This is a genomic window from Glutamicibacter sp. NPDC087673 (assembly GCF_044743255.1).
In the GTDB taxonomy this organism is placed as follows: domain Bacteria; phylum Actinomycetota; class Actinomycetes; order Actinomycetales; family Micrococcaceae; genus Glutamicibacter.
Genome location: NZ_JBIUWB010000004.1, coordinates 316195 through 329655, shown reverse-complemented (window position 1 = coordinate 329655; position 13461 = coordinate 316195). Strand labels below are relative to the sequence as shown.

Annotated in this window: 13 protein-coding genes; 2 read left to right on the top strand and 11 right to left on the bottom strand. The window is 59.0% G+C overall.

Annotated features, from left to right (window positions below; all coding sequences use genetic code 11):
• Positions 1 to 49: 49 nt before the first annotated feature.
• The 9 genes from ACIOTL_RS11715 to ACIOTL_RS11675 form a co-directional block, all read right to left on the bottom strand.
• A complete protein-coding gene (locus tag ACIOTL_RS11715; RefSeq protein ID WP_400342770.1) occupies positions 50 to 760 on the bottom strand; it encodes a hypothetical protein in 711 nt (236 codons plus the stop codon).
• A gap of 600 nt (positions 761 to 1360) precedes the next feature.
• Positions 1361 to 2257, bottom strand: a complete 897-nt coding sequence (locus ACIOTL_RS11710) for a GNAT family N-acetyltransferase (RefSeq protein WP_400342768.1) — start codon at positions 2255 to 2257, stop codon at positions 1361 to 1363.
• Positions 2211 to 3377 (bottom strand): flavodoxin-dependent (E)-4-hydroxy-3-methylbut-2-enyl-diphosphate synthase, encoded by a 1167-nt coding sequence (gene ispG, locus ACIOTL_RS11705; RefSeq protein WP_105657267.1) that lies wholly within the window; start codon positions 3375 to 3377, stop codon positions 2211 to 2213. Before ispG ends, ACIOTL_RS11710 begins: the two co-directional genes overlap by 47 nt.
• A gap of 139 nt (positions 3378 to 3516) precedes the next feature.
• Positions 3517 to 4071 carry an NAD(P)H-dependent oxidoreductase gene (locus ACIOTL_RS11700; RefSeq protein WP_105657266.1) on the bottom strand — a complete coding sequence of 185 codons (555 nt, stop codon included), beginning with the start codon at positions 4069 to 4071 and terminating at the stop codon, positions 3517 to 3519.
• Positions 4072 to 4192: 121 nt separating this feature from the next.
• Entirely contained in the window at positions 4193 to 4615 is a 423-nt protein-coding gene (arfB, locus tag ACIOTL_RS11695) for an alternative ribosome rescue aminoacyl-tRNA hydrolase ArfB (RefSeq protein ID WP_105661823.1), read from the bottom strand.
• A gap of 114 nt (positions 4616 to 4729) precedes the next feature.
• Entirely contained in the window at positions 4730 to 5029 is a 300-nt protein-coding gene (locus ACIOTL_RS11690) for a YciI family protein (RefSeq protein ID WP_105657265.1), read from the bottom strand.
• Positions 5030 to 5052: 23 nt separating this feature from the next.
• Positions 5053 to 6402: an RIP metalloprotease gene (locus ACIOTL_RS11685; RefSeq protein WP_105661822.1), complete on the bottom strand. Its 1350-nt coding sequence runs from the start codon at positions 6400 to 6402 to the stop codon at positions 5053 to 5055.
• Entirely contained in the window at positions 6399 to 7622 is a 1224-nt protein-coding gene (gene dxr, locus ACIOTL_RS11680; protein WP_400342766.1) for a 1-deoxy-D-xylulose-5-phosphate reductoisomerase, read from the bottom strand. The genes ACIOTL_RS11685 and dxr overlap by 4 nt, the downstream gene beginning before the upstream one ends.
• Before the next feature lie 76 nt (positions 7623 to 7698).
• Positions 7699 to 8853 carry an acyl-CoA dehydrogenase family protein gene (locus ACIOTL_RS11675; RefSeq protein WP_105657262.1) on the bottom strand — a complete coding sequence of 385 codons (1155 nt, stop codon included), beginning with the start codon at positions 8851 to 8853 and terminating at the stop codon, positions 7699 to 7701.
• A gap of 237 nt (positions 8854 to 9090) precedes the next feature.
• Between ACIOTL_RS11675 and ACIOTL_RS11670 the strand changes: the two genes are divergently transcribed.
• Complete coding sequence (locus ACIOTL_RS11670; RefSeq protein WP_105657261.1) at positions 9091 to 9711, top strand: TetR/AcrR family transcriptional regulator; 621 nt, start codon at positions 9091 to 9093, stop codon at positions 9709 to 9711.
• Positions 9712 to 9780: 69 nt separating this feature from the next.
• Positions 9781 to 10242 carry a GNAT family N-acetyltransferase gene (locus tag ACIOTL_RS11665; protein WP_105657260.1) on the top strand — a complete coding sequence of 154 codons (462 nt, stop codon included), beginning with the start codon at positions 9781 to 9783 and terminating at the stop codon, positions 10240 to 10242.
• Between the two features lie 445 nt (positions 10243 to 10687).
• Here the strand turns inward: ACIOTL_RS11665 and ACIOTL_RS11660 are convergent, their stop codons facing one another.
• Entirely contained in the window at positions 10688 to 12385 is a 1698-nt protein-coding gene (locus tag ACIOTL_RS11660) for an ABC transporter ATP-binding protein (RefSeq protein WP_332486603.1), read from the bottom strand.
• Positions 12382 to 13452: an ABC transporter permease gene (locus ACIOTL_RS11655; RefSeq protein ID WP_105657258.1), complete on the bottom strand. Its 1071-nt coding sequence runs from the start codon at positions 13450 to 13452 to the stop codon at positions 12382 to 12384. The genes ACIOTL_RS11660 and ACIOTL_RS11655 overlap by 4 nt, the downstream gene beginning before the upstream one ends.
• Between the last annotated feature and the right edge of the window lie 9 nt (positions 13453 to 13461).

Below are 13461 nucleotides of genomic sequence, written 5' to 3'. Positions count from 1 at the left end.
ATTGCTTTCCGTAATTGCCACCGGAAGACCGATGGCGTCTTGAAATGAACTACTGGGTAAGTCGGTTCATGAGTTCTTGGAGGATCCCGGATGCTTCTTCAACTTCGTTCGCGGTGTTCGCGGCAGAAGTGGAACGCTGAATGCCGAGCAGGACGTTCGAATTAGCGGAGCGAATGATGAGCTGCTGTTTGGTGGACGACCCATCACTGCTGGTAATTACATACCCGTCGGCCAATCCTGCAGCAGAATCAATAGGCTGCTTTGCAATGTGGTAAGCGCGAGTCTCATTGCCTAATTTGACTGTGTAACGCGAGCAATCAGCATTGGCCTCAGTTTTGGCAACCCATTGCGCTTGCAAAACTTCAGGGTCTTTGTAGATTGCAACAGTTAGGTAGCTGTCCTCGAATTCGATGGCGCCCATCGTGGCGCTCTGCAATTGATCTGCGACCGGCTCAGCAAAGGTAACTCCGCATTTACTGGGATTCACTTGGACGTTCTCTATCCACTCCTGTGCTTGCGGAATGCTCTTGCGTAGCTGTTTGTCGTTGATGACTTGGGAGTTTTCTTCGTCTTTGGCGAAATCCTCAAGCAGATTTTCCAGCTGTCCGCCGTCGAGCTGGACTGGGGCGACCGTCGAGGCACCGGTTTCGACTTCTGGCGAACTGCACCCACCAATGAGGAGTACTGCTGCGCACATACCAGCACCCAAATACGCTTTAGTACCAATGGCTTGAACCACAAATTTTCCCATCACCATCACTTTTACACTTTCGAGTCTAGAAGACCGATGATCATTCGATGGGCATTGTTGCTCCCGCGTTGAGCGGAAGAAGAAATAGCCCAAGTTGCATAGCACCTGGGTCCCGTTTCCCTTGCCGGGTCATTAAGCGAATGGATTGCTCTCCATTAGCCGGAGAAATGGATGTTTGCCGCAGCTAAGCGAAAGTCCTCAAAGGATGCTAAACAGGTTTCCCGCCACTCGAGCTTCGCCAGCGATACAAAGGAAAAGCAGGTAATGGGGACTCATAGCGGCTAAGTGGGTCGCGGCGATAAGCTCAACTTCCGGCAACAGTCGTTCATGCGACTTTATTTGTCGATGCTCGGGCTTCATTGGCCGCGCAGCTGGAGCACTGACTGCCGCGAATACCGAATGGCCCGTTATAGCGCCGTATTAGTCATGAGAACGTTGCACAACAGACGATGAACCGGGATCCGCAATCAACTTCGTTTTCGCCTTCACCTGCGGGATTCTTTGCAGCCAGCCAGATCCGCGGTAAGGCGGAATTGTTTCTGGCGACGTAGCTGCAGGTGGCTCAAGAGCAGAACCGGTTGATTTCCACGTTGCCCGTGCCACTGCTGTTCAGAACAGGATCGTTGCGAAGGTGCCGACCTGTTCAAAGCCGATGCTCTGATAAGTCTTGATTGCAGCGGTGTTGTAGTCGTTGACGTACAGGCTCACTACAGGAGCGAACTGCATCGCGTAGTCCACCGTGGAGGCCATGTAGCCGGCAGCCAAGCCTTGGCCGCGATACATCGGGTTCACCCAAACACCTTGGATTTGCACTACTTCGTCGGTGACGGTGCCTAAATCAGCCTTGAAAATCACGTTGCCGCGCTGGTCGCAGTCCATGAGCGTGTGCCCCTCACGAATTAACTGGCGTACACGGTTGCGGTAGAAGCTTCCACCGTTTTCCAACGGCGAATATCCAAGCTCTTCTTCGAACATGGCAGCGCTGGCAGGCAGGACTAGGTCGAATTCCTGAACCTGAGCCGGCCGAATCCGGTTGCGGCGAATTCCCTCCGGGATTTGGGTGATGGCCATTAGTGGCTGATTTTCCCGGACATCAAAAATTTCTTGCGGACCATCCCGCAAGACGTCATGCATGGCCAGAACTGTTTCTGCCGGTCCGAATACCGAGGCGAATCGCTGTCGGGAATCGATGGCATGCATGGCGTACTTCTGGGCATCGGACTCCGGCATGGCGGTGGGCGCCATGTTGGCGCCCACCCAGCATGCCGATTCAAGACCTTCGCTGCCGTCCAAGCCAACGATGTGGGCAAACCCGTCTGGGACCGCTGACCGGTGGATGCTCACCTGCGAACGGGTGAATATATTGGCGACGGGGTCGCGATCGAGCAGCTCAATGAGGGCTGTCGTATCACGACGGCCCAAGATGCGCGGCTCTCCCTCGACGCTCCGGCGGCTAGTTCTAGCTGACGGAGACCATGGGAGAACCCGAGGAAGGATTCTCGTCATTGTCCAGTCCCATTTCTGCTGCCAAACGGTTGGCTTCTTCAATCAAAGTCTCAACAATTTGATCTTCCGGGACGGTCTTGATAACTTCGCCCTTAACGAAGATCTGCCCCTTGCCATTGCCGGAGGCAACGCCGAGGTCAGCGTCGCGGGCTTCGCCCGGTCCGTTGACAACGCAGCCCATTACTGCCACGCGCAATGGAGCCTTCATGCCTTCGAGCCCAGCGGTAACCTGCTCGGCCAAGGTGTAAACATCCACCTGGGCACGACCGCAGGACGGGCAAGAAACGATGTCCAGCTTGCGGGGGCGCAGGTTCAGCGATTCCAGAATCTGGTTGCCGACCTTCACCTCTTCTACCGGTGGAGCGGACAGCGATACGCGAATGGTGTCGCCAATGCCCTTGGAGAGCAGTGCACCGAAAGCGGTGGCGGACTTGATGGTGCCCTGGAATGCTGGACCGGCTTCGGTCACGCCCAGGTGCAGTGGCCAGTCCCCGCGTTCGGCCAGCATCTCGTAGGCACGGACCATGATCACAGGGTCGTTGTGCTTTACCGAGATCTTGAAGTCATGGAATCCATGCTCTTCAAACAGGGAAGCTTCCCAAACAGCTGATTCAACCAGCGCTTCAGGGGTGGCCTTGCCGTACTTCTGCAGCAAGCGGCGATCCAGCGAGCCAGCATTGACGCCGATGCGAATGGAGGTGCCGTGGTCCTTGGCGGCCTGCGCGATTTCCTTGACCTGGTCATCGAACTGGCGGATATTGCCGGGGTTCACGCGCACCGCGCCACAGCCTGCTTCGATGGCAGCGTAGACGTACTTTGGCTGGAAGTGGATATCGGCGATCACCGGGATCTGCGACTTCATCGCAATGATCTTCAGCGCTTCCGCATCCTTATCCGTTGGGCAGGCCACACGCACGATGTCGCAGCCGGCAGCGGTCAGCTCGGCAATCTGCTGCAAGGTGGCGTTGATGTCGTGGGTCTTGGTGGTAGTCATCGACTGAACCGAAATCGGCGAGTCGGAGCCGACACCTACGGATCCAACCTGGAACTGGCGAGTCTTGCGACGTGGTGCGAGTACCGGCGGTGGGCCTGCCGGCATGCCTAGGCTGACCGAAGTCAATGGACGCCTCCGAATAGATTGTGGGTATTTCTCTAGTCCAAGTATGTCACCGTATCGCGGTGAGCGGGTACTCATGCGAGAAAGGCCACGGTTACCGTGGCCTTTCTTGCACTATTGAGCTTCCGGGGATCGTGAAAACCTAGTTGGCTTCGGCGATTTCCTTGATGCTGCTCAGCACGCCAGAGACCTGCTCGACAACTTCAGCGTCATCCTTCGGGTGCAGTTCAGCGAAGCGCACTACCGAGTTAGGGATAGCCAGCTTGACGTTTTCCAGCACGTTGGCGCCGGCGATGTTCAGTGCCTTGCGCGCTTCGTCCTGCGCCCAGACGCCACCGTACTGTCCGAAAGCGGTGCCAACGACCACGGTTGGCATGTCCTTGAGCGCACCGGCACCGAAGGGGCGGGACAGCCAGTCAATGGCGTTCTTCAGGACAGCTGGCATGGTGCCGTTGTACTCAGGAGTGACCAGCATCAGCGCATCGGCGTCACCGGCTGCGTCGCGCAGGGCCTGGGCGGCGGCAGGAACGCCACCTTCCACGTCGTGGTCCTCGTTGTAGAAAGGAATGTTCTCCAAGCCGCTGAACACGGAAACTTCCATGCCTTCAGGTGCGTTGTGCGAAGTGGCTTCGGCCAGCTGCTGGTTGGTCGAACCGTTGCGCAGGGAACCGACGAGGGTGAGGACCTTGGTGGTCATAGGGTGTTCTCCTAAAGGCAAAATAATAGAAAGCTGACGCTTCACCTACTTTCAACCGTTTCCCCACCCCAACCATTCCGTGCAGCAAAGTGACATGAAGCACAGTAGCTGATCGCTGGGATCAGTCCATCCCTGGTTTGCGGCGAAGTTGCTTGGTGGCTGAGCGAGTAGCTTTGGCACTCAGCCTGCGCCGGTGAGAACCGCGGGTAGGTTTCGTTGCCTTGCGTGCCGGTGCATCCGGCGCCAGCGCTTTTTCCACGATGCGCCCCAACTTCTCTTGGGCGAGCTGGCGGTTGCGCCATTGCGATCGCTCTTCGGAAGCAGTCACGACGATGGCCCCGGCCACCAAGCGAGGTCCGAGCTTCGCCAGCAAGCGCTGACGCTGCCAGTCGGACAAGGCCCGCGAAGCGCCAATTACCCAGGTGAGTTCCACCCGTGAGTCCGAGGTATTCACATGCTGCCCGCCGGGGCCCGAGGAACGGGAGAAATGCCAGTTCAGCTCGGCTGCAGGGATCGCCAGCGTTGACGTGATCTGCACATCCATGATGTTTTCCACTTCCTCTCCCCTACCAGTCTGCGCCATCCGAGCTGTTTAATGCAGGCAGCCTCCGCTGTTCTCGGAAAAGAACAGCGGAGGCTGGTGCAAGGTACCTATCGCCTAGGACGCGAAATCCTCCAGCAGGCCAATTACCGGGTTCCATTCGGTGACGGTGGCCGCGCCGATTCCGCCAACCTTCTGGAAAGGATCATTGGAAAGCACTTCGTCCAGCGCAGCTTGCGATTCTGCCGCGAAGATCAACAGCGCGCCGTCGTTGACCGGGGTCGGCCCCGAAGCAAGAAGGCGTACCGCACCTTCGCCGAGGAAGCCGCAAAGGTACTGGCGGTGTGCTGGACGGTGTTCATTGCGCAGCTCGGTGGAGTTCTCGGCGTACGCGTATTCAACAGCAAAAACAGTCATGCCTACAGCATATTTCTCCCTGCCTAGAACAGCTGTATCGGCTTGAAGATATCCGCATATATTAAGAGCCCGCCCATGACCAGCATCGCTACCACCACGACATAAGTCAGCGGCAAAAGCTTGACCGTGTCCACAGGCCGTACCTTCTTGATCCTGAAGATCCTGGCAACTGTGCGCTTCAGCCCCTCATACAGCGCGCCCACCACGTGGCCGCCATCCAGCGGCAGCAGCGGGATCAGGTTGAAGGCGAACAGGGCCAAGTTCAAACCGCCCACCAATGACAGCAAGGTTGCGAATTTGTCAGCTACCGAGATGGAATCCTCCGCGCTGATCTCTCCGGCAATGCGCCCAACGCCCACGATGGACACCGGCCCATTCGGGTCGCGTTCCTCGCTGCCAAAAGCAGCTTGGGCGACATCCACCATGCGCTGGGGCAGGTGCAGGATGACATCGCCAATTCTCAGCAACTGATCCCCGATCACGCCGGGAACCGCGCTCAGCGGCTGGGTCAGGTCCCGCTGCAAGGAGCCCATCCCGACGAAACCGACCTTGGTCATGATGTATTCGCCCTGCTCATCGAGCAGCACGTAGCCATTTTCGTCGGTCGCCGGGCGTTCGGTCAGGTACGGAGTCAGCTCGGTGGTGCGAATCTGCCCGTCGCGGGCATAGTCCAGGGTGATGGGTTCTCCTGGATGATCGCGGATGACATCGGTGAGCTTATTCCATTCAGCTTCCGCAACAGCGGTGCCGTTTACGGCGGTGATCGTGTCCCCTGGCAGGAGGCCTGCCTCGTAAGCCGGCGCTGGGACATCCTTGTCGGTGCATTCGGCCTGCTCTGCGTTCTGCGCGCTGGCAATGCACTGGTACACCTCGGAGACTGTGGTGGTTGGCGTAGCCTGGCCGAAGCTGGTCAGCACGATGCCGATCACCACGAACCCGATGACCAGGTTCATGATTGGGCCACCGAGCATGATGATGACGCGCTTGTAGATCGGCAGCTGGTAGAACAGCCGGCCTTCATCGCTGGGCAGCACGTTCTCGTTGGCCTGCGAGCGTGCGTCATCCACCATCTGTCCGAAGACCTTCTGGAAGAGATTCGGCTTCTTCCCGGAAGCATCCGAGACGACCTGGTCGCGTGGCGGGTACATGCCCACCATCGAGATGTAGCCGCCCAGGGGCAGGGCCTTGATGCCGTATTGCGTTTCGCCACGCTTGAAGGAAACCAGCGTTTTGCCGAAACCGATCATGTACTGCGGAACGCGCAGCTTGAACAGTTTCGCGGGTACCAGGTGCCCGATTTCATGCAGCGCAATGGACAGCCCGACGGCTACCACCATGAATAGGACGCCGCCGATGAACAGCAATGCACTCATGCTTTGGCCTCGATGATCTTCGTTGCATGGGCGCGGGCCCAGCGGTCTGTTTCCAGCACTGTTTCGACCGATAGCGCTGCGCTCATCGGGGTGTACTCGTCCAAGGCCCGTTCCACGGTCTCAACGATGTCGGTGAAGCGGATCTTTCCATCATGGAAGGCATCCACTGCAATTTCGTTGGCGGCGTTATAGACAGCCATATGCGTTCCCGACGACGCTGCAGCCTGCTTGGCAAGCTTTACAGCGCTGAAGACCTCCTCATCCAGTGGTTCGAAGGTCCAGCTTGCTGCGGTGGAGAAATCGCAAGCCTTCGCGGCACCGGCAACCCGATGCGGCCAATTAATGCCCAAAGCGATCGGCAGGCGCATATCCGGCGGCGATGCCTGGGCGATCACCGAACCGTCGATGAACTCCACCATCGAGTGAATGATTGACTGGCGATGCACCACAGGCTCGATCTTTTCCAGTGGCACGTCGAACAGCAGGTGGGCTTCGACGACTTCCAAAGCCTTGTTGACCATGGTGGCCGAGTTGGTGGTGACCATGCGCCCCATGTCCCAGGTTGGATGAGCCAGCGCCTGGGCGGGGGTGACATCACGCAGCTGCTCATGGCTGTAGCCGAAGAATGGACCGCCAGAGGCAGTCACCAGCAGCTTGGCCACTTCCTCGGGCGCGCCAGAGCGCAGGGCCTGGGCGAGGGCGGAGTGCTCGGAATCAACGGGCGAGATCTGGCCTGGTGCCGCGATCCGCTTGACTACCTGGCCTCCGATGATCAGGGATTCCTTATTGGCCAGTGCCAGCAGGTGGCCGGCTTCCAAGGCAGCAATGGTCGGGGCTAGGCCAATGGCACCGGTGATGCCATTGAGCACCACGTCGGCCTCGGCGAAAGCGGCAACCTCGGTTGCCGCATGCGCGCCGGCCACCAGCTCGGGAGTGTATCCGGTTACCGATGCATCTTCTGCGGCTCGCTTAATGGCCGCTGCAAGCTCCTCCTTGGATTCCACGGCGCTGCCAACGAGCGCAGGGCGGTGCTTAATTGCCTGGCGAGCCAGTAATTCAAGGTTGTACCCACCGGACAGCGCTGCCACGGAGAATTGTCCGGATGCGTTTTCGATGACGTCCAGTCCCTGCGTGCCGATGGAACCGGTGGAACCGATCAGGCTGACGCGACGGGGATGTCCGGCTGGAATGAAAGTTTTCTGGGAGCTCACCCTACCCATTATGGTTCGTTTTACTGTGAGCGCCCAAAGAGCGCCACACCCCAAAATCAGGATGCAGCGCCCCCTCTGGCAAGAATCAGAGACCTAAGCTGCGGGCAATGAGCATCTGCTGGACCTGCGTGGTTCCTTCGCCGATTTCCAGGATCTTCGAATCGCGGTAGTGCCGTGCAACCAATGACTCATTCATGAATCCGTAGCCGCCAAAGATCTGGGTAGCATCACGGGCGTTATCCATCGCCGCTTCGCTGGCAATCAGCTTGGCATGCGCGGCTTCGATCTTGAAGTCCTTGCCGGCGAGCATCTTCGCCGCCGCCGCGTAGTAGGCCAGACGGGCCGTGTGGGCGCGCGAAGCCATGCGAGCGATCATGAAGGAGATGCCTTGGTACTGGCCGATGGCCTGACCGAAGGAAGTCCGTGTCTTGGCATACTTCACCGCCTCGTCGAGGCAACCCTGGGCGGCTCCGGTGGCCAACGCCGCGATGGCGATACGTCCCTCATCGAGAATTTCCAAGAAGTAGGCGTATCCGCGTCCGCGCTCGCCAAGCAGGTTCTCCTCCGGAACTCGCACGCTACTGAAGCTCAGCGGATGGGTGTCACTGGCACGCCAACCCACCTTGTCGTAGGCCTTCTCCGCGGTGAATCCTTCGGTTCCCGTCGGCACGATGATTGCCGAGATTTCCTTCTTGCCGGTTGCTTCGTCGACACCGGTGACAGCGGTGGCCGTGACGAGGGAAGTGATGTCGGTACCGGAGTTGGTTATGAATTCTTTGGCGCCATCGATAACCCATTCGCCATTTTCCAGTTTCGCTTTGGTCAAGGAAGCTGAGGCGTCGGAGCCTGCACCGGGTTCGGTCAGGCCAAAACCGGCCAAGCGTTCGCCGGCGGCCAGGGCTGGCAGCCACTTCTGCTTCTGGCCCTCGCTGCCAAAGCGGTAGATCGGCATCGCGCCCAGGGAGACGCCGGCTTCGAGAGTGATGGCTACCGACTGGTCTACCTTGCCCAGTTCTTCGAGCGCCAGCGCGAGGTGGAAGTAGTCGCCGCCGGAACCGCCGTATTCTTCGGAGACTGGCAGCCCGAAGAGACCCATCTGCCCCATTTGCTTGACGATGTCATAGGGGAACGCATGGTTGGCATCGTTCTGCGCGCTCTGCGGGGCTACGACTTCCTGGGCGAATTCGCGGACCATGTCGACCAGGTCTTGATACTGGTCGTCGAGTTCGAGATCAATCATCAGGCTCTCTCTTCGTTGAGGGACGAACCGGCATCGGCTGCGGGATGTGCATAAACCGGTGGCGGTCATGTTCTGCGCCAGGTGCGTGAGTTTCTTGGAAGCACACGCCGCGACGCGTATGGTTAATATTTATTAACTGGTTGCTGCCTACGGGTGGGTAAACAGCTACATTTTTGACATTAGTGGCAGCGGTCACACTTGTCCAGACCGAGGCTTGGCAAACGTAAGGAGTTGATTGTGTTGGCGAGCAAATACCAGTCGCTCAATGAACCAACAGAGCGTGAGCGCGCCAAAGCTGAACGACGAGAAGCACTCTTGCGCGAAGCCACTCGACTGTTCGCCTTGAATGGCTACGCGGGTGTTTCGCTGGAGGATCTGGGCGCTGCCTGCGGCATATCCGGTCCGGCCGTGTACCGGCATTTCGCCGGCAAGCAGGCAGTGCTTATCGCTCTGCTAGTAGATATGTCCAAAGATATCTATGCCGGGGGCTGCACGGCCACGGAAGCCGGCGGCACTCCCCTGGAGGTGCTTTCGCGTCTGGTTGATTTCCACACTGATTTCTCGCTGTCCCGCCCGGACATTTTGCAGGTCCAGGACCGTGATTTGAAATCGCTCCCGAAGGCCGAACTGGCATTAGTCCGCAAACTCCAGAACTCCTATATCGGGCTTTGGACTACGGAACTGGCCAAATTGCATCCCACCGGAAGCAAGCAGTCGCACAGATTCCGCGCGCACGCCGTCTTCGGCTTGCTGAACTCGACTGCTCATTCCGCCCACTCGCCGAGGACTAAAAAGTCCGGCCTGAAGCCGTTATTGTCCAACATGGCACTCGCCGCACTCACTTCCCCGGTAGTGTAGGTTTCAAGCCATTGTTCACTGGTGTGCCAATACCGGCACGCTGACCCACACGATTGAAAGGCCTTTATCGTGCAGCTACGAGAAGTCCGCCCTTCCGACTTGGACGCATTCTTCGCTCATCAGCAAGAACCCGAGGCGAACCTCATGGCCGCTTATCAAGCGCGTAACCCAGCCGACCGCGCGGTATTCGACCACCACTGGAACTCGATTCTGAACGATCCGAATGTTCTGGTTCGCACCATCGAGCATGAGGGCGAAGTCGTTGGATCCATTCTGGTCTTCGACGGCGAAGTACCAGAGATCAATTTCTGGACTTCGACCAAGTACTGGGGCAAGGGACTGACCACCAGCGCGGTAGACACCTTCCTCGCCGAATACACCAAGCGCCCATTGACCGCGCATGTGGTCCAGGACAATCTAGGTTCCATCAAGGTCCTGGAACGCCGAGGGTTCAAGACCGTTGGCACCGAGCAGATCTTCTCCAACGCCCGCGCAGAGGTCGTTACCGAAAACGTCATGCAGCTGGACTAGATTCCAAAAGATAGGCAAAAGCTGGCTCTCGGCAGAGAGCCAGCTTTTGCCTATTAACGGGCCTCTACCGCCGAGGTTCCCTTGGTCCTTTCCTGGATCAGCATCGTCCCGCGCCCGGCGCAAAGCCCCAGGCAGGCGTCTGCGGGTTCCGCCCGAGCTGGTTTTCTGCTGCACGATCCGTGCAAGAACGCCAGTGCGGGTCATCCTGTGATTCCTGCAGCGATGAGTGTTGAGCCCGAGGCATTCCCTCTCGTTCAGCTGGTCCAAGTTCCGCCGCCCAGCACCTGCTCGTAGGCCCGCAAGTACTTGTATCGCTTTCCCGGACCGAGGCCGGATCCGGGGAATCGGCTTTCGCCATGTCCAGCTCTCCCGGGCAGACGGAAGGGGCCCGCTTCCAGTGAAAGATCTGGAAACGAGCCCCCTTATTCGTCGTTCAGCTCAGCATCTACTTCGTGCTGTTCAGCAAGCGCCAAGCCTCACGGCGTACTGCCTGCTCATGCGGATCCGGCACCGGAGCCGCGGCCAACAGGCGTTTGGTGTAGTCGTGCGTTGGGGCATGCAGCACGGTATCCACCATGCCCTGCTCAACCGCCCTGCCTGACTGCATCACTACGACCGCATCAGCCAGCATGTCAACGACAGCCAGATCATGGCTGACAAAGAGGCACGCGAAGTTGAAGTCCCGTTGCAGGTCCTGCAGCATTTCCAATACGACTGCCTGAACCGAAACATCCAAAGCACTAGTTGGCTCATCGGCAATCAGCAGCTCGGGGTTCAAGGTCAACGCGCGAGCAATGCAAACACGTTGACGCTGGCCGCCTGAGAGCTCGTGGGGGTATCGGTTGATCACGTTGCGCGGCAGCTTCACCGCATCGAGCAGTTCTTCAGCACGCTTGATGCGCCCTGCTTTGCTGCCAACCTTGTGAACCACCATTGGTTCGGTGATGCAATCGCCAATAGGGAAACGCGGGTTCAAGGATGCTGCCGGGTCCTGGAAGATGACGCCGATTTTCTTGCGAACCGCACGGGCTTCCTTCGGGGAAAGTTTCGGCAGATCATGGCCCTGGACCGACAAGCTGCCGCTAGCCACAGGCAACAAGCCGAGCACCGCCTTGGCGATGGTGGATTTGCCAGAGCCGGACTCGCCCACAATGCCTAGGACTTCGCCCTTGGCAATATCGAAGCTCACCTCTTCCACGGCGCGGAAGATCTTTCCCCGCATGTCGTATTCCAGCACGAGGTCCTTGGCTTCCAGCACCAGCTCGCGTCCTGGAGGCGCAGTTTCGGAGCTGTGCGGGGGCGTCGCAGTAGTAACAGCCGGAGCAGACAAGCGCGGTACCGCGGCCAGCAGGCGCTGGGTGTATGGATGTTCCGGGCGCAGCAGAACTTGCTCCACGGTGCCGGTCTCGACGAGGTTGCCCTGGAACATCACGGCCACTTCATCGGCCATATCCGCGACAACACCCATGTTGTGGGTGATCAGCAAGATGCCGGTATTCAGTCGATCCTTCAGCTCGCGCAGCAGATCGAGAATTTCTGCCTGCACCGTTACATCCAGTGCGGTGGTTGGCTCATCGGCGATGATCACCTTGGGATCGCAGGATATCGCCATGGCAATGACGATACGCTGGCGCTGGCCGCCGGAAAACTGGTGCGGGTACTGCTTGACGCGCTTGGCGGGATCCGGGATGCCCACCATGTCCAGCAGCTCGATGGCCCGGTCGGTTGCTTCCTTGCCATAGGCGATGTCGTGCAGTTCCAGCGCTTCAGTCAACTGCCGCTCAATGGTCAGCACCGGGTTCAGCGCAGTCATGGGCTCCTGGAAGACCATCGCGATGTCGGTGGCACGCATCTTGCGCAGCTTGCCTTCGTCCAGGCCAACCACGTTGACGTTGCCGACCTTGGCGGCACCTGAGACATTGGCGTTTTCCGGCAGCAGGCCCATCGCCGCAGTTGAGGTGACGGACTTGCCGGAACCGGACTCGCCAACCAGCGCCACGACCTGCCCGGGGCGGACGGTCAAGGACAAGCCCTTGACTGCGTGGACGTCTGCACCACCGGTGGCAAAGACGACGTTGAGGTCGGTGAAGCTCAGCGCGTAGCCGTCTGAGCCTTGTTCGTTCATTGGTGCTGCGTGGCTCATGGCTTCTCCTTGCGGGTTGGAAGGGCGAACAGGCCGGCGCGGCGGCGGCGCTTCTTTCCGATTTGGCGCGGGTCGAACGCATCGCGCAAGCCGTCACCCAAGAAGTTCACCGACAGGGCGATGGTAACGATGATCATGCCTGGCCACCAGAACAAATACGGGCGGGTGGTGAAGGCGTTCTGGTACTGGCTGATCAGCAGGCCCAGCGAGGATTCTGGAGCCTTCACGCCGAAGCCCAGGTAGGACAGCGAGGACTCCAGCAGGATCGCGCCAGCGATCGCGAAGGTTGCGTTCACGATGATCACGCCCATGGTGTTGGGGATCAGGTGCTTGAAGATCACGCGGCTGGTCTTCGAACCCATGGCCTGGGCGGCAGCAACGTATTCGCGTTCGCGCAGCGAAAGGATTTCACCGCGCACCAGTCGGGCCAAGCCGGTCCAGGTCACCAGGCCGAGCACGAGGGCCAGGATGATGATGGAACCGGTGGATGCACCAGCCATCTTGCCCAGAACAGCGGCCAGGACCAGCAATGGGATCACGATGAACAGGTCAGTGATGCGCATCAGGATTTCGTCGACCCATCCGCGGAAGTAGCCGGCAACAGCACCGATGACGGTTCCCAGGACAGTGGCGACCAAGCCAACCACAACGCCGATAATGATGGACTTCTGCGTGCCGTTCATGACCAGGGCGAAGTAGTCCTTGCCGACCGAGTCCTGCCCGAAGGGGTGCTCTCCGATGCGGATGCCTTCGCCGCCGAGCCAGGCGGGGACCAGGCTCAAGGTCGGTTTGCCGCCATCCACAACGGCACCAGCGTGGTAGAAGTTCTGTCCCCACCAGCCGGGGATCGGTCCCCAGCCAATGGAGCTGAAAGCGAAAACGGTGATGACGACCAGGATCACCGCGGAAATCATCGCCGGCTTGTGGCTGACGAAGCGCTCGAGAACAATGCGTCCCTGGCTCTTCGGCTTTTCGTGGATTTGGGCCAGCTTGGCGTCTTCCACCTCGGCCACGGAATTCAGGTTCTGCGGCTCGTTCTCGTTCAAGTTCTTGTTCGGGGTGCTCATCGCTGGTCC

What these genes read in the sequence shown, in the direction of transcription:
- ACIOTL_RS11710 (WP_400342768.1), bottom strand. Translation starts at nt 2,257, where the DNA reads ATGACGAGAATCCTTCCTCGGGTTCTCCCATGGTCTCCGTCAGCTAGA.
- ACIOTL_RS11700 (WP_105657266.1), bottom strand. Translation starts at nt 4,071, where the DNA reads ATGACCACCAAGGTCCTCACCCTCGTCGGTTCCCTGCGCAACGGTTCG.
- arfB (WP_105661823.1), bottom strand. Translation starts at nt 4,615, where the DNA reads ATGGATGTGCAGATCACGTCAACGCTGGCGATCCCTGCAGCCGAGCTG.
- ACIOTL_RS11690 (WP_105657265.1), bottom strand. Translation starts at nt 5,029, where the DNA reads ATGACTGTTTTTGCTGTTGAATACGCGTACGCCGAGAACTCCACCGAG.
- ACIOTL_RS11685 (WP_105661822.1), bottom strand. Translation starts at nt 6,402, where the DNA reads ATGAGTGCATTGCTGTTCATCGGCGGCGTCCTATTCATGGTGGTAGCC.
- dxr (WP_400342766.1), bottom strand. Translation starts at nt 7,622, where the DNA reads ATGGGTAGGGTGAGCTCCCAGAAAACTTTCATTCCAGCCGGACATCCC.
- ACIOTL_RS11675 (WP_105657262.1), bottom strand. Translation starts at nt 8,853, where the DNA reads ATGATTGATCTCGAACTCGACGACCAGTATCAAGACCTGGTCGACATG.
- ACIOTL_RS11660 (WP_332486603.1), bottom strand. Translation starts at nt 12,385, where the DNA reads ATGAGCCACGCAGCACCAATGAACGAACAAGGCTCAGACGGCTACGCG.
- ACIOTL_RS11655 (WP_105657258.1), bottom strand. Translation starts at nt 13,452, where the DNA reads ATGAGCACCCCGAACAAGAACTTGAACGAGAACGAGCCGCAGAACCTG.